The 20,328-nt window shown below is 74.3% G+C and carries 18 protein-coding genes; 9 read left to right on the forward strand and 9 right to left on the reverse strand.

Annotation, left to right across the window (positions count from 1 at the left end):
- Positions 1–33: 33 nt before the first annotated feature.
- Together guaB and FVA95_RS08940 are read left to right on the forward strand one after the other, a co-directional pair.
- Positions 34–1,545: an IMP dehydrogenase gene (gene guaB / locus FVA95_RS08935; RefSeq protein ID WP_149663782.1), complete on the forward strand. Its 1,512-nt coding sequence runs from the start codon at positions 34–36 to the stop codon at positions 1,543–1,545.
- Between the two features lie 50 nt (positions 1,546–1,595).
- The gene (locus FVA95_RS08940) at positions 1,596–2,720 is read left to right on the forward strand and encodes a GuaB3 family IMP dehydrogenase-related protein (protein ID WP_149663783.1); all 1,125 of its coding nucleotides are present in this window, start codon (positions 1,596–1,598) and stop codon (positions 2,718–2,720) included.
- Between the two features lie 73 nt (positions 2,721–2,793).
- On the opposite strand, the gene FVA95_RS08945 is transcribed toward FVA95_RS08940, so the two are convergent.
- The gene (locus FVA95_RS08945) at positions 2,794–3,282 is read right to left on the reverse strand and encodes an FBP domain-containing protein (RefSeq protein ID WP_075333883.1); all 489 of its coding nucleotides are present in this window, start codon (positions 3,280–3,282) and stop codon (positions 2,794–2,796) included.
- A 98-nt stretch (positions 3,283–3,380) separates the two neighbouring features.
- Between FVA95_RS08945 and FVA95_RS08950 the strand changes: the two genes are divergently transcribed.
- Positions 3,381–3,815, forward strand: coding sequence for a hypothetical protein (locus tag FVA95_RS08950; RefSeq protein ID WP_149663784.1), 435 nt, complete (start codon positions 3,381–3,383; stop codon positions 3,813–3,815).
- Positions 3,816–3,818: 3 nt separating this feature from the next.
- On the opposite strand, the gene FVA95_RS08955 is transcribed toward FVA95_RS08950, so the two are convergent.
- Entirely contained in the window at positions 3,819–4,649 is an 831-nt protein-coding gene (locus FVA95_RS08955; RefSeq protein WP_149663785.1) for a hypothetical protein, read from the reverse strand.
- A 189-nt stretch (positions 4,650–4,838) separates the two neighbouring features.
- Here FVA95_RS08955 and guaA point away from each other — a divergent pair, with 189 nt between their 5' ends.
- On the forward strand, positions 4,839–6,389 hold the full coding sequence (gene guaA, locus FVA95_RS08960; RefSeq protein WP_149663786.1) for a glutamine-hydrolyzing GMP synthase: 1,551 nt from the start codon (positions 4,839–4,841) through the stop codon (positions 6,387–6,389).
- 157 nt (positions 6,390–6,546) lie between these two features.
- Here guaA and FVA95_RS08965 read toward each other — a convergent pair whose 3' ends face one another.
- Positions 6,547–6,753, reverse strand: a complete 207-nt coding sequence (locus FVA95_RS08965) for a hypothetical protein (RefSeq protein WP_149663787.1) — start codon at positions 6,751–6,753, stop codon at positions 6,547–6,549.
- Complete coding sequence (locus FVA95_RS08970) at positions 6,746–7,987, reverse strand: PspC domain-containing protein (RefSeq protein WP_149663788.1); 1,242 nt, start codon at positions 7,985–7,987, stop codon at positions 6,746–6,748. The genes FVA95_RS08965 and FVA95_RS08970 overlap by 8 nt, the downstream gene beginning before the upstream one ends.
- Positions 7,988–8,202: 215 nt before the next feature.
- On the opposite strand from FVA95_RS08970, the gene FVA95_RS08975 reads away from it, so the two are divergent.
- Complete coding sequence (locus FVA95_RS08975; RefSeq protein WP_149663789.1) at positions 8,203–9,513, forward strand: ATP-binding protein; 1,311 nt, start codon at positions 8,203–8,205, stop codon at positions 9,511–9,513.
- Entirely contained in the window at positions 9,510–10,217 is a 708-nt protein-coding gene (locus FVA95_RS08980; protein ID WP_149663790.1) for a response regulator transcription factor, read from the forward strand. Before FVA95_RS08975 ends, FVA95_RS08980 begins: the two co-directional genes overlap by 4 nt.
- 144 nt (positions 10,218–10,361) lie before the next feature.
- On the opposite strand, the gene FVA95_RS08985 is transcribed toward FVA95_RS08980, so the two are convergent.
- Both FVA95_RS08985 and FVA95_RS08990 read right to left on the reverse strand, forming a co-directional pair.
- The gene (locus FVA95_RS08985; protein WP_149663791.1) at positions 10,362–11,705 is read right to left on the reverse strand and encodes a hypothetical protein; all 1,344 of its coding nucleotides are present in this window, start codon (positions 11,703–11,705) and stop codon (positions 10,362–10,364) included.
- Between the two features lie 303 nt (positions 11,706–12,008).
- Entirely contained in the window at positions 12,009–12,269 is a 261-nt protein-coding gene (locus FVA95_RS08990; protein ID WP_149663792.1) for a chorismate mutase, read from the reverse strand.
- A 349-nt stretch (positions 12,270–12,618) separates the two neighbouring features.
- On the opposite strand from FVA95_RS08990, the gene FVA95_RS08995 reads away from it, so the two are divergent.
- Positions 12,619–15,069 (forward strand): UvrD-helicase domain-containing protein, encoded by a 2,451-nt coding sequence (locus FVA95_RS08995; protein WP_149663793.1) that lies wholly within the window; start codon positions 12,619–12,621, stop codon positions 15,067–15,069.
- A 27-nt stretch (positions 15,070–15,096) separates the two neighbouring features.
- On the opposite strand, the gene FVA95_RS09000 is transcribed toward FVA95_RS08995, so the two are convergent.
- The 3 genes from FVA95_RS09000 to FVA95_RS09010 form a co-directional block, all read right to left on the reverse strand.
- Complete coding sequence (locus FVA95_RS09000; RefSeq protein ID WP_161992239.1) at positions 15,097–15,723, reverse strand: DUF1707 domain-containing protein; 627 nt, start codon at positions 15,721–15,723, stop codon at positions 15,097–15,099.
- Between the two features lie 47 nt (positions 15,724–15,770).
- On the reverse strand, positions 15,771–16,625 hold the full coding sequence (locus FVA95_RS09005) for a M23 family metallopeptidase (RefSeq protein WP_240051370.1): 855 nt from the start codon (positions 16,623–16,625) through the stop codon (positions 15,771–15,773).
- A 339-nt stretch (positions 16,626–16,964) separates the two neighbouring features.
- Entirely contained in the window at positions 16,965–17,939 is a 975-nt protein-coding gene (locus FVA95_RS09010; RefSeq protein ID WP_149663795.1) for a triacylglycerol lipase, read from the reverse strand.
- A 261-nt stretch (positions 17,940–18,200) separates the two neighbouring features.
- On the opposite strand from FVA95_RS09010, the gene sucC reads away from it, so the two are divergent.
- Complete coding sequence (gene sucC, locus FVA95_RS09015) at positions 18,201–19,391, forward strand: ADP-forming succinate--CoA ligase subunit beta (protein ID WP_255474626.1); 1,191 nt, start codon at positions 18,201–18,203, stop codon at positions 19,389–19,391.
- Positions 19,392–19,394: 3 nt separating this feature from the next.
- Positions 19,395–20,279: a succinate--CoA ligase subunit alpha gene (gene sucD, locus FVA95_RS09020; protein ID WP_020623374.1), complete on the forward strand. Its 885-nt coding sequence runs from the start codon at positions 19,395–19,397 to the stop codon at positions 20,277–20,279.
- The last annotated feature ends 49 nt before the right edge of the window (positions 20,280–20,328 follow it).

Below are 20,328 nucleotides of genomic sequence, written 5' to 3' on the forward strand. Positions count from 1 at the left end.
CACTGCTTCGACCGCAAGAGGAGCCCCGGAGAGATGACGAGCGAGATGGGCGGCCTGCCGGACAAGTTCGCGATGCTCGGGCTGACCTTCGACGACGTGCTGCTGCTGCCCGCCGAGTCGGACGTGATCCCCAGCTCGGCCGACACGTCGAGCCAGGTGACCCGCCGGGTGCGGGTCCAGGTGCCGTTGGTGTCGTCCCCGATGGACACGGTCACCGAGTCCCGGATGGCGATCGCGATGGCCCGCGCCGGTGGTCTCGGGGTGTTGCACCGCAACCTCTCCCCGGACGCGCAGGCGGCGCAGGTCGAGGTGGTGAAGCGGTCCGAGGCCGGCATGGTCACCGATCCGGTGACCTGCAGCCCGGACGCGACCCTGGCCGACGTCGACGCGCTGTGCGCCAAGTTCCGGATCTCGGGTGTGCCGGTGACCGACGAGACCGGCCGCCTGGTCGGCATCATCACCAACCGCGACATGCGCTACGAGGTCGACACCGACCGGCCCGTGTCGGAGGTCATGACCCGCGCGCCCCTGGTGACGGCCAAGGTCGGCGTCACCGCGGAGGCGGCACTGGGCCTGCTGCGCCGGCACAAGCTGGAGAAGCTGCCGATCGTCGACGGCGACGACATGCTGCGCGGCCTCATCACGATCAAGGACTTCAACAAGACCGAGCAGTACCCGCTGGCGACCAAGGACCCGGACGGGCGGCTCGTCGTCGCCGCCGCGGTCGGGGTCGGCGACGACGCCTACGCCCGCTCGATGCAGCTCGTCGAGGCCGGTGTGGACGTCCTGATGGTCGACACCGCCCACGGTCACTCCCGTCGGGTGCTGGAGACCGTCGCGAAGCTGCGCGCCGAGGTCGGCGACCACGTCGACGTCGTCGGCGGCAACGTCGCCACCTTCGACGGCGCCAAGGCGCTCGTCGAGGCGGGCGCGGACGCGGTGAAGGTCGGCGTCGGGCCGGGCTCGATCTGCACCACCCGGGTCGTCGCCGGGGTCGGGGCCCCGCAGATCACCGCGATCTACGAGGCCACCCGGGCCTGCGCCCCGGCCGTCGTCCCGGTGATCGGCGACGGCGGCATCCAGTACTCCGGCGACGTCGCCAAGGCGATCGCGGCCGGCGCGTCGACGGTCATGCTGGGCTCGCTGCTGGCCGGCACCGCGGAGTCGCCCGGCGAGGTCGTGCTCGTCGGCGGCAAGCAGTTCAAGACCTACCGCGGCATGGGCTCGTTGGGCGCCATGCAGGGCCGCGCCGGCGCGGCGGGCCGGTCGTACTCCAAGGACCGCTACGCCCAGGACGACGTGCTCAGCGAGGACAAGCTCGTCCCCGAGGGCATCGAGGGCCGGATCCCGTTCCGCGGGCCGCTGTCCTCGGTCGTGCACCAGCTCGGCGGCGGGCTGCGCTCGGGCATGGGCTACGTCGGCGCGCAGACCATCCCGGACCTGCAGCAGGCGCGCCTGGTGCGGATCACCGCGGCCGGTCTCAAGGAGAGCCACCCGCACGACATCACGATGACCGTCGAGGCCCCGAACTACGCCGCCCGGTAGTCACGGGGGCCCCAGCACCATCCTGAGCAGCGCCGCTTAGGGTGGTGCCCGTGCGTGACCTCGTGGAGATCGGGATGGGCCGGGAGGCCCGTCGTGCCTACGACCTCGACCAGATCGAGATCGTCCCGTCGCGGCGGACCCGCAGCTCGAAGGCCGTCTCGACGGCCTGGCAGCTCGACGCCTACCGCTTCGACATCCCGCTGCTGACCCACCCCACCGACGCGGTGGTGTCGCCGGACTCGGCGGTGCGGATCAGCGAGCTCGGCGGTCTGGGGGTGCTGAACGCGGAGGGCTTGTGGGCCCGGCACGCCGACCCGAAGGGCGCGCTGGAGCGCATCGTCGCGGCGGCCACCGGCGACGAGCCGGACTCCGCGGTCGCCCTGCTGCAGGAGCTGCACCAGGCCCCCATCCGCCACGACCTCATCACCGAGGCGCTGCGCCCGCTGCGCGACAGCTCGCACACCGTGGCGGCGCGGGTCAGCCCGCAGCGCGCCCGCGAGCTCACCCCGGCGCTGCTCGCCGCGGGCGTCGAGATCCTCGTCGTGCAGGGCACGATCGTCTCCGCCGAGCACGTCTCGGACGGCGAGCCGCTGAACCTGAAGGACTTCATCGCCGACCTGGACGTCCCGGTCGTCGCCGGCGGGGTCGGGGACTACCGCACCGCGCTGCACCTGATGCGCACCGGCGCCGCCGGTGTGATCGTCGGGTACGGGCAGGCCACCTCGACCACCACCGACGAGGTGCTGGGGGTCGGCGTCCCGATGGCGACCGCGATCGTCGACGCCGCGGCGGCCCGTCGTGACTACCTCGACGAGACCGGCGGCCGGTACGTGCACGTGATCGCCGACGGCGGCATCGGCACCTCCGGTGACATCGCGCGTGCCGTGGCCTGCGGCGCCGACGCGGTCATGCTCGGCGAGCAGCTCGCCGAGGCCGCGGAGTCCCCGGCCGGCGGGCTCTACTGGACCTCCTCGGCGGCGCACCCGTCGCTGCCGCGGTCGGAGGTGACCGGGCTCGCCCGGTCCGGCCGGTCCCTGGAGCAGGTGCTGTTCGGGCCGACCGACAGCCCGTACGGCACCACGAACCTGTTCGGCGCGCTGCGCCGGGCGATGGCGAAGACCGGCTACTCCGACCTCAAGGAGTTCCAGCGGGTCGGGCTGAACCTGCGGACCTGATCCCCCGTCGCACGAACGGGCCGCTCGTACGCACCTGTCGTACGAGCGGCCCGTTCGCGTATGGGAGGGCCGGTCACCCGGTGACGGCGGCGACGAACTCCACGGCCCGCTCCCGCAGCCCGGCCCGTCGCTCGTCGACGGTCGTGCCGGGGGTGGGCTTGAGCGCGGCCGTGGCCGTCTCCACGCGGACGTGCTCGGCGCAGGCTAGGTCGGCGCAGATGTAGGTGCCGACGGTGTCGCCCTGGCGTCCCTTCGCGCCGCGCCGGGGAGCAGCGAACAGCGCGACCCCGCCGACGGTGTGGGTGGTCCGGCACAGCGCGCACATCGCCGCGGACCGGGCGCCGCCGGAGGCTGCGCGCAGGACGACACCGGCCGGGCCGTCGTCGGTCGGGACGAGCAGTACCCCGCGGTCGGGGGCCTTCGGGTCACGCCAGCCGCGGACGTCGTCGAGCCGGTCCGGGTCCAGGTCGCGGACCCACGCGGGCAGGACCAGCCGCGTCGCCTCCCCCTTGGAACAGTTGGTGAGGGCGCGGCGGATCCGGGTCTCGGTCGGGCTGGTCACGGCGGACCACGCTAGGCGCCACCGGTGACGGCGGTCGAACAGGTTTCGCCGCGGTAGGTTCGGCGGTGACGCCGTCGTCACCCCAGGAGGAGCCGCCGATGAGCCGCCCCACCGCCGGAGCCGCCATGGGCGGCGGACGTGCCTTCGTCGACGCGACCGGGACCCCGGTGCCGCTGCGCGGGCCGGTCGTGCGGGTGGTCGCGACCGATCCCCGGGTGGGGGAGCTGCTGCTGGAGCTGGGCGCGCAGCTGGTCGGCTGCGCGGGGACGCTCGACGGCGTCGACCCGGTCGGCGAGGACCGCAGCCCGGATCCGGAGGCGGTGCGGGCGCTGCGCCCGGACGCGATCGTCACCGGGACCGCCGGGGGCCGGTACGACCTGGCCGATCCGGCCCTGCTCGGGCGGCTGCGCGACATCGCGCCGACCGTGGCGGTCGACCTCGGGCGACGCGCGGCGAGCGCGGCGGACCTGCGGGCGCTGCTCGGGCCGGTGCAGCCGCCGCCGCTGCGGTCGCGCGGGCGGCACGAGGAGTGAGGGTCAGCCCGCCAGGACGGCGCGGACCCGGTCGGTGACGGCGGTCAGGTCGTCGCGCACCAGGTTCGCCTGCGTGGTGAACACCGACAGCTGGGACGGGTCCAGCGCGAGGGCTCCGGAGGTCCCCGCGGTGGCGGCGGCGGCGCCGTGGTCGAGCAGCGCGGCCCAGGACGTCTGCGCGGCGGCGTCGGGCACGGCGTCGTAGGCCCGCGCGGCGTCGACGGCGGTCCGCAGCCGTCCGCAGGCGACGGCGAGCGCCACCGCGTCCTGACGGGCCGCGGCGTCGGCGACCCGGGTGAAGCCGTCGCCGATCGCGGTGAGGTGGGTGAGGCCGCCGTTGTCGCGCCACGCCGTCATCGCGACGACCGGGTCCCCGGCCCACAGGCCGGTCCCGGCAGCGGACCCGACCAGCGACGCGGCGACGGTCTGCGGCAGCGGCGGGCCCTGCGGCACCGTCGCGCCGGACGCGGTCACGGTCTGCGGGGTGGGCAGCGGCGAGGTCGCCGGCGGGGTCATGATCAGCCCTGCGGCGGCGATCGCCGCGGTGCCGGTGGCGGCGGCGCAGAGGAACACCGGCAGGACCCGGGCCCGGAACGCGCGGGCCCGGGGGACGACCGGTGCCGCGGTCTCCCGGGCCGGCTCCGCGGCCACGGGCTCGTCGACGGGGGCCAGGGTGGGGACCGCGGTGGGCGCGGCGGCCGGACGGGTCTCCTGCTCCGGCGCGGAGCGCTGGGCGGGGACGAGCGGCGCGACGGTCGTGGTGGTGCCGTCGACGGCCGGGTCGGCGGTGGTGTCGCCGGTGCCGGTGGTGTGGCCGGTCGGGGTGGTGGCCATCGGGGAGTGCCTCCAGGTCGTACGGTGCCGTCATCCCCCCATCGGAGCAACCGGGCCTCGCCGTTACGCCGCACGCCTGCGGCCGGGCGGGGATCATCAGGATCGACGAGACGGTGCCGGGACGGTGCCGGGGCGGTGCGAGACGGTACGGACGGCGGGTGACCTGCGTCGCCCGTTTACCCTGGTCGTGTGCAGACCCCGACCGTCCTCGTCGTGGACTACGGCGCCCAGTACGCGCAGCTCATCGCCCGTCGCGTGCGCGAGGCGGACGTCTACTCCGAGATCGTGCCCGCCTCCCTGCCCGTCGCCGAGATCGTGGCCCGCGAGCCCGCCGCGGTGATCCTCTCCGGGGGACCCGCGAGCGTGTACGCCGAGGGCGCCCCCGCGGTCGACCCGGCGCTGTTCGAGGCGGGCATCCCGGTGTTCGGCATGTGCTACGGCTTCCAGGCGATGGCCCGCGCGCTGGGCGGCGAGGTCGCCCACGACGGCACCCGCGAGTACGGCCGCACCGAGGTCGCGCTCACCGGCACCCCCGGCACGCTGCACGACGGCCTGCCGCGCACACACCCGGTGTGGATGAGCCACGGTGACTCGGTGACCGCGGCGCCGGCGGGCTTCACCGTCACCGCCTCCACCGACCGGGTCGCGGTCGCCGCGTTCGAGGACACCGAGCGGCGCCTCGCCGGCGTGCAGTACCACCCGGAGGTGGGCCACTCCCCGCACGGCCAGGAGGTGCTCCGCCGGTTCCTGCACGACGTCGCGGGCATCCGCCCGTCCTGGACGACGGCGTCGATCATCGACGACACCGTGGAGGCGATCCGCGCCCAGGTCGGCGACGGTCGCGCGATCTGCGGGCTGTCCGGCGGGGTCGACTCCGCGGTCGCCGCCGCGCTCGTCCAGCGCGCCATCGGTGACCGGCTGACCTGCGTGTTCGTCGACCACGGGCTCATGCGGTCCGGCGAGCGCGAGCAGGTCGAGAAGGACTTCGTGGCTGCCACCGGCGCGACGCTGCACGTCGCCGCCGCCGCCGACCGGTTCCTCGACGCGCTCGCCGGGGTCACCGAGCCCGAGCAGAAGCGCAAGATCATCGGCCGGGAGTTCATCCGGGTCTTCGAGGCGGCCACGGCGGAGGTCGTCGCCGACCACCACGTCGGGTTCCTGGTGCAGGGGACGCTCTACCCGGACGTCGTGGAGTCCGGCGGCGGCGACGGCACCGCGGTCATCAAGAGCCACCACAACGTCGGCGGACTGCCCGACGACATCGAGTTCGAGCTCATCGAGCCGCTGCGCGCGCTGTTCAAGGACGAGGTCCGGATGGTCGGCGCCGAGCTGGGGCTGCCCGAGGTCATCGTCGGACGCCAGCCGTTCCCCGGCCCCGGCCTGGGCATCCGCATCATCGGCGAGGTCACCCGCGACCGGCTGGAGACCCTGCGCGCCGCGGATGCGATCGCCCGCGAGGAGCTGACCGCCGCCGGGCTGGACCGCGAGATCTGGCAGTGCCCGGTGGTGCTGCTGGCCGACGTCCGCAGCGTCGGCGTGCAGGGCGACGGCCGCACGTACGGCCACCCGATCGTCCTGCGTCCGGTGTCCAGCGAGGACGCGATGACCGCGGACTGGACCCGGCTGCCCTACGACGTCGTCGAGCGGATCTCGACCCGGATCACCAACGAGGTGTCCGAGGTCAACCGGGTGGTCGTCGACGTGACGAGCAAGCCCCCGGGCACCATCGAGTGGGAGTGAGCCGGGGCCCGACGTAACAGGGGCGGGGCCGATGTCTCGGCCCCGCCCCGGCCAGCCCGGGCCTGTGCGGTGTCCGACCCCCGTCGGACGCCGCTGCCACGCGGGCGGCGGCGGGTCCGGCGGCGCTCCCCAGCCCGCCGGCTCCCGTGGTGACCCTTTAGTCGTCCGATGTGGCCCGGGAGTTACGCACGCTCGCCATCAGGAATGCGATCCCCGCCACAACCGCGGTCCCGGCGAGCATCCAGCGCAGGTCGACGACCTCCCAGGGGGCGGTCCCGAGGACCCCGCACACGGCCACCAGCAGCGACAGGATCCCGGCGACGAGGGCGAACGGGTCGGCGCGACGGACGAGCGAGCTATCCACGGGTGACCTCCACGGTTCCCAGCTCGGCCCGCAGGTCGAGCTCCAGCACCCGGCCACCGGGTCCGTCCGGGCCGGGGTCGTTCACGGTCAGGTCCACGTTCTGCCCGGTGCGCGTCTGTCCGTCGACGGTCAGGTCGCCGGTGCCCACCGAGCTGCGGACGCGCAGGTCGGCGTCACGCGGGACCCGGACCTGCACCGCACCCGCGCCGACCTCGGCCCGGGTGCGGACGGGTCCGGTCGCGCCGGGCGTCGCGGTGAGGTCGAGGCGGGTCAGGTCGAGTTCGACGGCGCCGGTGCCCCGCCGGTACTCCGGGGCGAGCGCGGCCGCGGTCGTCGGGGCCTCGACGGTCTCCCCGATGCCACCGCGCACGGCCCATCCGTCGGGGCCGACGGCGTCGTTGAGCGGGATGGTGGCCGCGGTGACGAGCGCGAGCAGCACCGCGAAGGGCACCAGCCAGCGTCCGGCGCGTCGCAGCGCACCGACGACCAGCCCGATCCCGACGACGGCGAGCGCGGCCCCCGGGACGGCCGAGGCCGGCACCGCCCCCGGTGCGGCCAGGGCGAGCCCGCCGACCATCCCGGCGACGACCAGCGACACGGCCAGCGTGATCGGCGTCAGCGACGACCGGGGGGCCGGCGGCGGACCCGGCTCCGGGCCCGGTTCGGGCAGATCCCAGGCGAACGGCGCAACGCCGAGCGGATCCCAGGCCGGTGGCGCGGCCTGCGCCACGGTGGGGGCGTGCGGGTCCGCGACCCACGGCACCACGGGCGTCGGCGACGCGGCGGCCTCCCGGGCCCCGGGCCGGTTCCCCCGGGTCACGTGCAGCGCGACGAGCAGCGCGACGGTGACGAGGGCGGGGATCACCCGGTCGCTGGACAGCACCAGCGGGACGGCCAGCAGCGCGGCCATGACCAGCAGCGTCACCGACAGCGCGGAGGACGGTCCGTTGCGCGGCGGGACGGGGCTGCCGGGCGGCCCGGCGTCCGGCAGGACCGCGCAGCCCGCCAGGTAGAGCGGGATTCCGGGGCCGACGATCGCCGCGACGACGAACCCCACCCGGACCAGCGTCGGGTCGATCTCGTAGCGGCGCGCGATCGCGGCGGAGACCCCGGCGAGCTTGCGGTCGTCGCGCGGACGCAGGGGGCGGGAGTCCCACATGTCGCGCAGGGTGTTCCGGGCCGTCGTTGCCGCCGACGGTGGTCGGCCGCTCCAGGGCAGCTGCGTCTCGTTCATGGCGTCGAGTCTGCCGTCCGGGCGGGCCCCGGCGTCTCGGGGAGAACCCCGAGACGACCCCGGTCTGAGATCCGGAGGGGATCCGGCGGGGGTCGTGTGACGATGGTGTCGTGAACAGCTCGGATCCCTCGACCGGCGCCGCAGCGTCGTCGGCGGACGCACGGCCCTCTGTGGAGCCCTCTGCGGATGCACGGTCCTCGGCGAATGCGGCCACGGTGCCGGTCTCCGATGGCGCGGCGCCCGCGCAGCCCGCGTCCCCGCGGCCGGGCGGCCCGGTGCCGCCGAGCCCCGGAGCGCGCGTCCCACTGGCCCGGCGCCGCTCCGGGCGGATGGTCGGCGGCGTCGCGGGCGGGGTGGCCGACCACCTCGGCGTCGACGTCCGGTGGATCCGGGCGGCCTTCGTCGCCCTGAGCCTGCTGGGCTGGGCGGGCGTGCTGGCCTACGGCCTGCTGTGGGTGTTCCTGCGGCAGGAGACCGACGTCGTCGAGCGGACCCTGACCCGGTCCGAACGGCTGCAGGCCGCCGGGTTGCTGACTCTGAGTCTGGGGTTGTCGCTGGTCGCGGTGACCTCGGGCTCGGCGGTGCTCGGCTGGATCGCCGGCCCGCTGGGACTGGCGACGGTCGGCGCGGCCGTCGTGTGGCGGGAGGCCGACGAGGCACAGCGACGGCAGTGGGCGCGCGACGCCCGCAGCCGTGTCGGAGCCGGCCGTGCGGCGCTGGCCCGCACCCTGCTCGGCGCCGCGCTGGTCCTGACCGGGCTGGCGGTGTTCCTGCTCGGCAACCTGGACCTGGGCCAGGTGCGGTTCGGGATCCTCGCGGCGCTGGCGACACTGCTGGGCGTCGCGGTCCTCACCGTCCCCTGGTGGGTGCGGCTGGTGCGCGACCTCGGTGAGGAGCGGCGGGCTCGCGCGGTCGCCGCCGAGCGCGCCGAGATCGCCGCGCACCTGCACGACTCGGTGCTGCAGACCCTGGCGCTGATCCAGCGGCAGTCCGGCGACCCGCGCGAGGTGCAGCGGCTGGCCCGTGGCCAGGAACGGGAGCTGCGCGCCTGGCTCTACGGGCCCGGTGGGCGTGCCCGCGGCGGCAGCGGCAGCCCGGACGCTGCGGAGACGCTGCTGTCGGTGGCGATCACGCGCGTCGCGGGTGAGGTCGAGGACACCTACGCGGTGACCGTCGGCCCGGTGCTGGTCGGCGACGCCGAGCTCGACGACGACCTGCGTGCCCTGGTGCTGGCGGCGCGTGAGGCGATGGTGAACGCGGCGAAGCACTCGGGGACGTCCGAGGTCGACGTCTACGTGGAGGTCGAGCCCGCCTCGGCCGAGGGCCCGGGCGCCGCGGAGGTGTTCGTGCGCGACCGCGGCACCGGTTTCGATCCGGACGCGGTCCCCGACGACCGGCACGGCCTCGCGGACTCGGTGCACGCCCGGATGCGCCGCCACGGCGGTACGGTCCGGATCCGCACCGGGGCCGGCGAGGGCACGGAGGTGCGGCTGTCGATGCCGCTGAGGGAGAAGGAGACGGCATGACCACCGCCGACGACGTGCAGGACACCCCGGCCGGTCCGGACGACACCGGTATCCGGGTCTACCTGGTCGACGACCACGCGTTGTTCCGCTCCGGCGTGCGCGCCGAGCTGGACCGCGGCGACGGGCGCAGTCCGGTGCTGGAGGTGGTCGGCGAGGCGGGCTCCGTCGACGAGGCGGTGGCCGGCGTCGGGCACCTCGCGCCGGACGTGGTGCTGCTCGACGTGCACATGCCCGGCGGCGGGGGCGCGGAGATCCTGCGTCGGGCGCGTGCGGCGGGCACCGGGTCGGTGTTCCTGGCGCTGTCGGTGTCCGACGCCGCCGAGGACGTGATCTCGGTGATCCGGTCCGGCGCCCGTGGCTACGTCACCAAGACGATCTCGGGCCGGGACCTCGCCGACGCGGTGCGGCGCGTGCGGGCCGGCGACGCGGTGTTCTCGCCACGTCTGGCCGGGTTCGTGCTGGACGCGTTCTCCGACCGGCCGGGCGCGGCACCGCCGGTGGACCCGGAGGTCGACCAGCTGACCAAGCGGGAGCGGGACGTGCTGCGGCTGCTGGCCCGCGGCTACGCCTACAAGGAGATCGCGAAGGAGCTGTTCATCTCGGTGAAGACGGTGGAGACCCACGTGTCGAGCGTGCTGCGCAAGACCCAGACGTCGAACCGGCACGAGCTGTCCCGCTGGGCTTCCGACAGGAGGCTCGTGTAGGTCGCGCAGCGACCGGAGCGAGCCGGAAGGAGCATCGGCACCGACAGGAGGCTCGTGTAGGTCGCGCAGCGACCGGAGCGAGCCGGAAAGAGCCCCGGCCTCCGCGTGTGCGGGGGCCGGGGCCGTCGTCGTGGTGGGAGCGCGTCAGCCGCCCAGCAGCCCGCCGGCGCCCTTCGTGACACCGCCGAGCACCCCGCCGACCGGCTCGGTCACCGTGCTGACCACCTGCCCCACGGGCTTCGTGACGGCCTGCAGCGGCTGGGTGGCCTCGTCGGACGAGGAACCGGTGTCGGGCTTCTTGGCCGAGGTGTCGAGGAGCCCGGTGACCGGCTCGGCGGCCTTCAGGACCGGCCCGGTGAGCGGCTTGGTGCTGTCGAGCACGGGTTCGGTGATCGGCGACAGCGCGCCGAGCACCGGCGTCGTCACCGGTTCGAGGGTGTCGGTGAGGGGCCGGGTGACCGGCTTGACCGCGTCCGTCACCGGGCGGACGGCCTCGGTGACCGGGGACACGGCACCGCCGACGGCCCTGCCGACCGGTGCCGCGGCCTGCGCCACCGGGGCGACGACGCCGCCGACGGCGTTGCCGACCGGGCGGACGTTCTCGGTGACGTCCTGGAGCGGGCCGGTGCTGGTCCCGCCGCGCGACGGCGGGGTGCCCGTCACGGGCTCGAGCAGGTTGCCCGCGGTTGCCCGGTCGGGGTTGTTGATCGGCGCGACGATCGGCGCGAGCGGCGAGCCCGTGCCGCCGGCACCGCGCGGCCCCGGGACCGTCGGCGACGACGGGGACCCGGTGCCCGGGTTGCCGGTCGAGGGTGTGCGGGGGGCGGGGACCGCGGCGGCGGGCCCGGCGGCGGTGCCCGGGGTACGGCCTGCCGCGACCGCCTGCACCGGCCGCTGCGGGCCGAAGGCGACGGCCATCCAGTCGGTGGCACCGGGGGCGGGCGCGTCCGGCAGCGGCGAGCTCAGCGCCACGTTCGCCGGGAGGTACTGGGCGGGCAGCGTGTCCGGGGTGCCCGCGGTGGGCAGGCCGAAGCCGGGGAACAGGCCGTCGGCGGCGGCGCGTGCGTCGGAGTTCTCGGTGCCGACGCCGTTGTAGAGGGCGGCCCCGAGCACGGAGCCCGCGGCGAGCAGCGCTCCGGCGACCACACCGGCGCGCCGGCGCCCGGACACCTGACGGCCGGTCCAGCCGTCGGCGACGGCCGCGGAGCGGGGCTGCGGGAGGTCGATGTCCGGCCAGCCGCCCGGGGCGCCCGCGGCGGCGATGTCACCGGCCGAGGCGGCGTCGGCGGAGGCATCCTCGGCCACCGGGGGACGCCCTTCGCGGCGCAGCAGGTCGCCGACGGACAGGACGGGCCCGGTGAGCGGGCCCGCTCCGTCGGAAGAGGCGTGGGAAGCGCGCGAGTGGCGCGCCAGTAGCTCGGCGACGCTCACCACGTCGCGGGGCCCGGTGGCGCCGGGGAGCGGGGCTCCGGCAGGTGTGTCGGTCACGGCCGCACGTCCTCCTTCGGGTCATTTCGACCTGGGAAGATGTACCGGAAAGAGCCCTTGATCCCCAAGTGATCACCCTCCGCTCGTCGCAGGTAACCCTTTCGGGTGGTTCCCGTTCATCGGCCGTATCCGACCGCTCGGCTTGCTCGTTGCCGCGCAAGGCAACCCCTGCGCAAGGGTGACCTGACCTGAACCCCAGGTGGGGCGCTCGCCGGGGTGTCGCGCTGTGCACTGTGCGTGAATCGCCGAACGGTCGTCACCTCTACCCGGTCGCGGGACGCGACCGGGTGTCGCACCAGGAGGTCAGCGGCCGCCGAGGCGTCCACGGCCCAGCCGCAGGAGCATCATCGCCAGCTCGCGCCCCTCGGGTCCGAGGTCGGCGAACCGGTCGAGCACCGCCATCTCGCGGCTGTAGACGATCCGCGGTCCGCCCGCGGCCATGCGGGCGGCGCCGATGCGCTTCGAGACCTCGGTGCGGCGCAGGATCGCGTCGAGGATCTCGGCGTCGAGCCGGTCGATCTCCCGGCGCAGCTGCTCGATCTCGGGGTCGGCTCCGGTGCGCACCTCGGTGCTCGTGCCGGAGCGGGGCTGCGGGGCTGCGGGGCTGCGGGGCTGCGGGGCTGCGGGGCTGCGGGGTCGGTCACGGTCATGGTCTCCTCGTCTCGGTCACGGGCCGTCGGGACCGAGGACGTACGAACGCCCCGGGTCCGTCGGACTCCGGGGCGTGCGGGTGGCGTCTGGGCTCAGACGGGCGGCGCAGCGGGAACCGGGGTCCGGTACCCGTAGCGAAATCGCCCGTCGTGTGCCACGTGGCGAGTGTAGACCACCCGGCGCACCGGGGCGCCGTGCTTCCTGGGGACCGGCGACGCCGGAGCGGGCCGTGTCGGACCCCCGGCGTACCGTGTTCGACACGATGAGTGCGCTGTTCGAACTCCCCGGGACGGGCCCCGCCGCCGCTGCCGAGCCGACGACGGCCCAGGGCCGCCGCCTGCTGGAAGGCCTCAACGACCGCCAGCGGGAGGCCGTGACCCATGCGGGTTCGCCGCTGCTCATCGTCGCCGGCGCGGGGTCGGGCAAGACCCGGGTGCTCACCCACCGGGTCGGCTGGCTGCTCGCCGAGCGCGGGGTGCACCCGGGCGAGGTCATGGCGATCACCTTCACCAACAAGGCCGCGGCCGAGATGAAGGAGCGCGTCGACGCCCTCGTCGGGCGCCGCTCCGGGCCGATGTGGGTGTCCACCTTCCACTCCATGTGCGTGCGGATCCTGCGGCGTGAGGCCAAGCACCTGGGTGTGCGCAGTGCCTTCTCCGTCTACGACGCCGACGACACACGTCGCCTGGTCGGCATCGTCGGGCGCGATCTGGAGCTGGACCCGAAGAAGTTCGCGCCGCGGGCGCTGGCCGCCCAGATCTCCAACCTGAAGAACGAGCTGGTCTCGCCGGACGAGGCCGCCGACCGGGCCGCCACCGACCACGAGCGGCGCATCGCCGAGGTCTACGGCGTCTACCAGTCCCGGCTGCGCCAGGCGAACGCCTTCGACTTCGACGACCTGATCATGGAGACGGTCTCGCTGCTGGACCGGCTGCCCGCCGTCGCCGAGTACTACCGGCGCCGGTTCCGGCACGTGATGGTCGACGAGTACCAGGACACCAACCACGCGCAGTACGAGCTGGTCCGCCAGCTCGTCGCACCGGCCACCGCGAACGGGCGCCCGGGCGAGCTGTGCGTCGTCGGCGACTCGGACCAGTCGATCTACGCCTTCCGCGGCGCGAACATCCGCAACATCATCGAGTTCGAGCAGGACTTCCCGGACGCGCGGACCATCCTGCTGGAGCAGAACTACCGCTCGACCCAGACGATCCTGTCCGCGGCGAACGCGGTGATCGCCCGCAACCCCGAGCGCCGGGACAAGCGGCTGTGGTCGGACTCGGGCGACGGCGAGCGTGTCGTCGGCTACGTCGCGGACAACGAGCACGACGAGGCGTCGTTCGTCGCCCGCGAGATCGACCGCCTCGTCGACACCGGCGAGTACCGCAACTCCGACATCGCGGTCTTCTACCGGACCAACAACCAGTCCCGTGTCTTCGAGGACGTGTTCCTGCGGGTCGGGCTGCCCTACAAGGTCGTCGGCGGGGTGCGGTTCTACGAGCGCCGCGAGATCCGCGACGCGCTGGCCTACCTGCGGGTGCTGTCCAACCCGGAGGACACGGTCAGCCTGCGCCGGATCCTCAACGTGCCCAAGCGCGGCATCGGGGACCGGGCCGAGGCGGTCGTCGCCGAGTACGCCGAGCGCGAGCGCACCTCGTTCGCCCGCGCGCTGCGCACCGCCGCCGAGGAGCCGCAGCGGCTCCCCGCGCTGGCGACCCGCTCGCAGAAGAACATCGCCGGGTTCGTGCGCATGCTCGACGAGCTGCGCGAGCTCGTCGACCGCGGCGACGACACCGCCGAGGTGCTCGAGGCGGTCTATGCGCGGACCGGTTACCTGGAGGAGCTGCAGGCCTCGGAGGACCCCCAGGACGGCACCCGGATGGACAACCTCGCCGAGCTCGTCACGGTGGCGCGGGAGTTCGCGGGGGACGCCGCGGTCGCCGACCTCGCGTCGGACGGAGGGGCCGCGATCGGGTCCGGCACGGCACCCGAGGGCGCGGCACCCGACGGTGCGGCACCCGAGGGTGAGACGGACACCTACGACGACACCCCCGACGGTGTCCCGGAGCCCGGCTCGCTGGCCGCGTTCCTGGAGCGGGTCGCGCTCGTCGCGGACGCGGACTCCATTCCCGACGACGACTCCGGCGTGGTCACGATGATGACCCTGCACACGGCGAAGGGCCTGGAGTTCCCGGTGGTCTTCCTGACCGGCTGGGAGGACGGGATCTTCCCGCACCTGCGCACCCTCGGTGATCCCAAGGAGCTCGCCGAGGAGCGCCGGCTGGCCTACGTCGGCATCACCCGCGCGGAGAAGCGGCTCTACCTGTCCCGGGCGATCGTGCGGTCCGCGTTCGGGCAGCCCAGCACCAACCCGGCGTCGCGCTTCCTCGACGAGGTGCCCCCGTCGCTGCTCGACTGGCGGCGCAGCGAGGAGCAGCTCGCCGCGCAGCGCCCGTCGGCGCCGGTCGGGCGGTTCGGGTTCGGGAAGCGTCCGCAGGCGACCGACCGCGGGAGCTGGAAGGTCCCGGAGCGGTCGCTGAACAACCAGACGCTGCACCTCGACGTCGGGGACCGGGTCAACCACGACAAGTACGGCCTGGGGACGGTCGTCGCGGCCGACGGCATCGGCCCGCGCGCGACGGTGACGATCGACTTCGGCTCGGGCGGGACGGTCCGGCTGATGCTGATCGGCGGCGTCCCGATGCAGAAGCTGTAGACCTCGGTCGTCGGTCCCCGTGAGACCTCAGTCGTCGTCGCGGTCCTGCGCCGCGTCCTCGGCCGGGGTCAGGACCTTCACCGACCCGAACGCCCCGACGACGTGCACGTCCACCGTCCGGTCGCCGGGCGCGGCGCACGCCGTCGGGCACTCGGTCGAGCCGAACACGGTGAACCCGGAGACGTCGGCCCGCGTCCCCTCGGGAACGACGACCGTCGTCGAACCGAACAGCGTCACCCCGCCCACCCGGTCGCCGGCCTCGGCCCCGACGGTGCGGGACCCGAACACGGTCAGTCCCTCGGTGATCGGCACGACCTGCGCCAGCCCCCAGACCGCGGCGACGGCCACCGCGGCCGCGGCGAGGATCCCGCCGGCGCGTCGCCCGGCGGCCGCGGCGAACTCCCCGGCCGGTGCCCGGAGGGCCCCGGTCGGCGCCCGTTCGACGGCGGCGGTGGGCGTCGTCCCGGCGGTGTCGGCCGGGAGGTCACGGGTCAACGGCTCCAGGTCGGCGCGGGTGCGGGCCGCCCAGGCCGTGGCCGAGCGCTCCTCGTACTCGGGCAGGGACAGCCGTCCCTCGCTGTGCGCGCGCTGCAGCCGGGCGTCGACCGCCCGCCGCTCGTCGTCCCCGACCCGGTACGCCCCCTCGTCCGCCACCCGGCCATTCTGACCCGTCCGGGCGGGTCGGGGGAGCGGTGCCCGGATCAGGCGTCGCGCGAGCCCGTCGCGGCGGTGACGTCGAGGCCGCGCGCGGCCAGCCACGGCAGCGGGTCGACCTTGGTGCCGTCCGGCTCCCACACCTCGAGGTGCAGGTGCGGGCCGGTGGACTGCCCGCGGTTGCCGACCTCGGCGATCTCGTCGCCGGCCTTGACCTGCTGGCCCTCCTGAACGAACGACCGGTTGATGTGGCCGTAGACGGTGCTGGTGCCGTCGGGGTGCTTGAGCACCACCCACATCCCGAAGCCGCTGGCGGGGCCGGACTTCTCCACGACGCCGTCGGTCAGGGCGAAGATCGGGGTGCCGATCGGGGCGGCGAGGTCGATGCCCTTGTGCTGCACGCCCCAGCGGGCGCCGAAGCCGGAGGTGAACCGGCCCGCCGTCGGCAGGACGAACGCCTCGCCGTCGTACAACACGGCCTTCGGGGCACCGTGCGACATCGCGGTCGTCACGGCCTGCTCCAGCTTGGCGGCCTCGCGGCCCATCCGGGCGGCCTTCGTCAGGTTGGCGACGTCGACCTTCGAGGTCGCGTCCAGGTCGGGCAGCGACGCGGCCTGCGCGCTGAGCTGCTCCCCGCCGATCGCGGAGGTGTCCAGCGGAGCGGTCGTGTCGGCCGGGCGGGTGTCACCGGACACCGGCAGCATCGCCGACGCGGCGAGCCGGGCGTAGGACTCCTCGACCGAGGTCTCACCGCCCCAGCCGGGCACCCCGAGGGCCCCGGCGACCGTCTGACCGGCCGCGACCAGCGCACCGCCGGCCGCCGCGGCGACGGTCACCCGGGTGCGCGAGACCACCGGCGGGGGAGCCGGGAGCGCCGGGAGCCGGTGACCGGCCGGCGGCACAGGGGGGAGCGTGCCGGGCCGGGCCTCCGGTCGCGTGGCGCCGCTGGGGGAGCGGTGGCGCGACAAGACTGCCCTTCTGGTGGTCAAGGGCGCCGCGGGCCGTTCGGCGGTGATCGTCGGAGTGGGGGCTCCGTCGGGGGATGGTGTCGTTCGGGGCGACACCGATCACCGTGACCGGTCCGTGACGTGGACAACGCGACGGTAACCCGGGCCTCGCCGAGCGGCAACGGCGGGCCATCGCGCCGTTGCGGACGGTCGTGGATCATCGGCGACCGGTCGGGCGGTCATCGACGCGACGGCGAACGGAGGAACCCCGTTCCCCCGCGCGGACCCCGGTCCTCAGGCGCCCTGCGCCGCGTGCCGTCCGACCAGTCGCAGCGACCCGCGCAGCCTCCGGTCGCGCACCCGGTCGTGCTCGCGGCGCTCCGCCTCGCCGCGGGCCAGAGTGCTCGCCACGAAGTGCACGGTGCGCCGGTCCACGGGCAGGGCGAGGTGGCCGACGTCGTCGAACTCCAGCTCGGTGACGTCGAGGTCGGGGTGGCGCAGCCGGGAGTTCCACTGCGGGACGATGATCTCGTCCATTCGTGACCAGACCACCAGGAACCGGGTCCGGCAGCCGGGGGCCGGTTCGTCCAGCTCACGCAGGATCGGCGAGCCGGGGCGGAGCTGGCGGCACAGCGGGAGCGGCGCGAGCCGGGCCAGGTTGCTGCCCGAGTGCGGGCTGCCGAGCGTCGCCAGGGTGTCGACGACGGCGTCGCCACCCATCCGCTGCACGTAGTAGCGGGCGATCACGCCGCCGAGGGAGTGCCCGACGATGTGCACCCGGTCCGACCCGGTGGCCTCGCGCAGTCGTTCGACGTGGCCGCGCAGCTCGTGTGCCGCGGTGCGGACGTCGTCGGTGAGCAGGCTGTAGTTGATGGCGTGCACGACGCCGAAGCCGCGCCGGCGCAGCTCGTGGGCGAACACGGTGAACACCGAGCGGTTGTCCATGATCCCGTGCACCAGCAGGATCGGCGTCCCGGCCGCGGCGGGGTCGGCGACGACCAGGCTCCGCTTGACCGGCGGCAGGCTGTCGGTGCGCCAGTGGCCCTGCGGGCGGACGGTCTCCTCGGCCAGCCCGATCGGGTACAGCGCGAGGTGCGCGGCCAGCCAGGCGCCCTCCAGTGCCAGCCCGCGCAGCCCCGCACGCGAGGTGAAGGTCCGTGCGGCGTAGCCCGCCGCCTGCGCGAGATCGGACGTCGCGGCCGTCACTGTCGACAGCGCCCCGTCGGCGATCGCGTGCAGGCGAGCGCCTCCGGGTAGCGACGTCGCCATACTCGAAAGGTAAGGCAGGTCACAGGATTCCGCTGTCTCGCGGAACGATCCGTGGTCCCGATCACTCGGACGGTCCATCTGAATCGAGCACTGCGCCGACAGGGTGACAGCGGTCACCGGCCCAGGTCAGGACCGGTGCGCGCGGCGTGGCTAGGCTCCCCGACGCAGCATCACCGACGTCCGCGACCGCTGCCGCCCGCCACCTGTGCGGGGCGCGCCCGGGGAACGAGCCGGGGACGCGCCGGTCGCGGCGAGAGCGAAGTGGAGCGGGAGAGCCGAGTGGACCTCTACGAGTACCAGGCGAAGGACCTCTTCGCCGCGCACGGAGTCCCGGTGCTGCCGGGCCGGACCGTGGACAACGCCGCCGACGCGGTGGCCGCGGCCGCCGAGCTGGGCACCGCCGTCGTGGTCAAGGCGCAGGTCAAGACCGGTGGTCGGGGCAAGGCCGGCGGCGTGAAGCTGGCGCAGAACGCCGACGAGGCCAAGGAGAAGGCCGAGGCCATCCTGGGCCTCGACATCAAGGGCCACACCGTGCACCAGGTCCTGGTCACCGAGGCCAGCGACATCGCCGAGGAGTACTACTTCTCCTTCCTGCTGGACCGGTCCAACCGCACCTTCCTGGCCATGTGCTCGGCCGAGGGCGGCATGGAGATCGAGCAGCTGGCCGTCGAGCGGCCGGACGCGCTGGCCCGGATCGCGATCGACCCGATCGCCGGCGTCGACAAGGCCAAGGCCGACGAGATCGTCGCCGCGGGCAAGATCCCGGCCGCCGTCGCCGACGAGGCCGCGAACGTCATCGTGAAGCTCTGGGAGACCTTCGTCTCCGAGGACGCGACGCTGGTCGAGGTCAACCCGCTGGTCCGCGACCCGCAGGACAAGGTGATCGCCCTCGACGGCAAGGTCACCCTCGACGCCAACGCCGACTTCCGGCACCCGGCGCACGCCGAGCTGGTCGACGAGCGCACCGAGAACCCGCTCGAGGCGAAGGCCAAGGCCAAGGGCCTCAACTACGTCAAGCTGGACGGCGGCCAGGTCGGCATCATCGGCAACGGCGCGGGGCTCGTCATGAGCACCCTCGACGTCGTCGCCTACGCCGGCGAGGCGCACGGCGGGGTCAAGCCCGCCAACTTCCTCGACATCGGCGGCGGCGCCTCGGCGCAGGTCATGGCCGACGGCCTGGACGTCATCCTGGGCGACGACGAGGTCAAGAGCGTCTTCGTCAACGTCTTCGGCGGCATCACCGCGTGCGACGCGGTGGCCAACGGCATCGTCGAGGCCCTCAAGATCCTGGGCGACGAGGCCACCAAGCCGCTGGTCGTCCGCCTGGACGGCAACAACGTCGAGGAGGGTCGTCAGATCCTCGCCGACGCGAACCACCCGCTCGTCACCGTGGTGGGCACGATGGACGACGCGGCCGCCAAGGCCGCCGAGCTCGCGAACGCTGGAGCCTGAGACATGTCGATCTTCCTCAACGAGAACAGCAAGGTCATCGTCCAGGGCATCACCGGTGGCGAGGGCACCAAGCACGCCACCAAGATGCTGGCCGCCGGGACGAACATCGTCGGCGGTGTGAACGCCCGCAAGGCCGGCACCACGCACACGGTCGGCGGCAAGGACGTCACCGTGTACGGCACGGTCGAGGAGGCGATCAAGGAGACCGGCGCCGACGTGTCGGTCATCTTCGTCCCGCCGAAGTTCGCCAAGGACGCGGTCATCGAGGCCATCGACGCCGAGATCCCGCTCGCGGTCGTCATCACCGAGGGCATCCCGGTGCACGACTCGGCGTACTTCTGGGCGCACGCGGTCGCCACGGGCAACAAGACCCGGATCATCGGCCCGAACTGCCCCGGCATCATCTCGCCCGGCAAGTCCAACGCGGGCATCATCCCGGCGAACATCGCCGGCCCGGGCAAGATCGGCCTGGTGTCGAAGTCCGGCACGCTGACCTACCAGATGATGTACGAGCTGCGTGAGTTCGGCTTCTCCACCGCCATCGGCATCGGCGGCGACCCGGTCATCGGCACCACCCACATCGACGCCCTCGAGGCGTTCGAGGCGGACCCCGAGACCGAGGCCATCGTGATGATCGGCGAGATCGGTGGCGACGCCGAGGAGCGCGCCGCGGACTTCATCAAGGCCAACGTCACCAAGCCGGTCGTCGGCTATGTCGCGGGCTTCACCGCCCCCGAGGGCAAGACGATGGGCCACGCCGGCGCGATCGTGTCCGGTTCGGCCGGCACCGCGCAGGCGAAGAAGGAGGCCCTCGAGGCCGCCGGCGTGAAGGTCGGCAAGACGCCGTCCGAGACCGCCGCCCTGATGAAGGAGATCCTCTCCGCCTGATCGGAGCGCTCTCCGTGCACGTCCGACGCGCGGGCCCCGGGAACTCCTC

It is taken from the genome of Pseudonocardia sp. EV170527-09 (assembly GCF_008369905.1).
In the GTDB taxonomy this organism is placed as follows: domain Bacteria; phylum Actinomycetota; class Actinomycetes; order Mycobacteriales; family Pseudonocardiaceae; genus Pseudonocardia.

What these genes read in the sequence shown, in the direction of transcription:
- guaB (WP_149663782.1), top strand. Translation starts at nt 34, where the DNA reads ATGACGAGCGAGATGGGCGGCCTGCCGGACAAGTTCGCGATGCTCGGG.
- FVA95_RS08950 (WP_149663784.1), top strand. Translation starts at nt 3,381, where the DNA reads ATGAGCCGCCCCACCGCCGGAGCCGCCATGGGCGGCGGACGTGCCTTC.
- FVA95_RS08955 (WP_149663785.1), bottom strand. Translation starts at nt 4,649, where the DNA reads ATGGCCACCACCCCGACCGGCCACACCACCGGCACCGGCGACACCACC.
- FVA95_RS08970 (WP_149663788.1), bottom strand. Translation starts at nt 7,987, where the DNA reads ATGAACGAGACGCAGCTGCCCTGGAGCGGCCGACCACCGTCGGCGGCA.
- FVA95_RS08980 (WP_149663790.1), top strand. Translation starts at nt 9,510, where the DNA reads ATGACCACCGCCGACGACGTGCAGGACACCCCGGCCGGTCCGGACGAC.
- FVA95_RS08995 (WP_149663793.1), top strand. Translation starts at nt 12,619, where the DNA reads ATGAGTGCGCTGTTCGAACTCCCCGGGACGGGCCCCGCCGCCGCTGCC.
- FVA95_RS09010 (WP_149663795.1), bottom strand. Translation starts at nt 17,939, where the DNA reads ATGGCGACGTCGCTACCCGGAGGCGCTCGCCTGCACGCGATCGCCGAC.
- sucD (WP_020623374.1), top strand. Translation starts at nt 19,395, where the DNA reads ATGTCGATCTTCCTCAACGAGAACAGCAAGGTCATCGTCCAGGGCATC.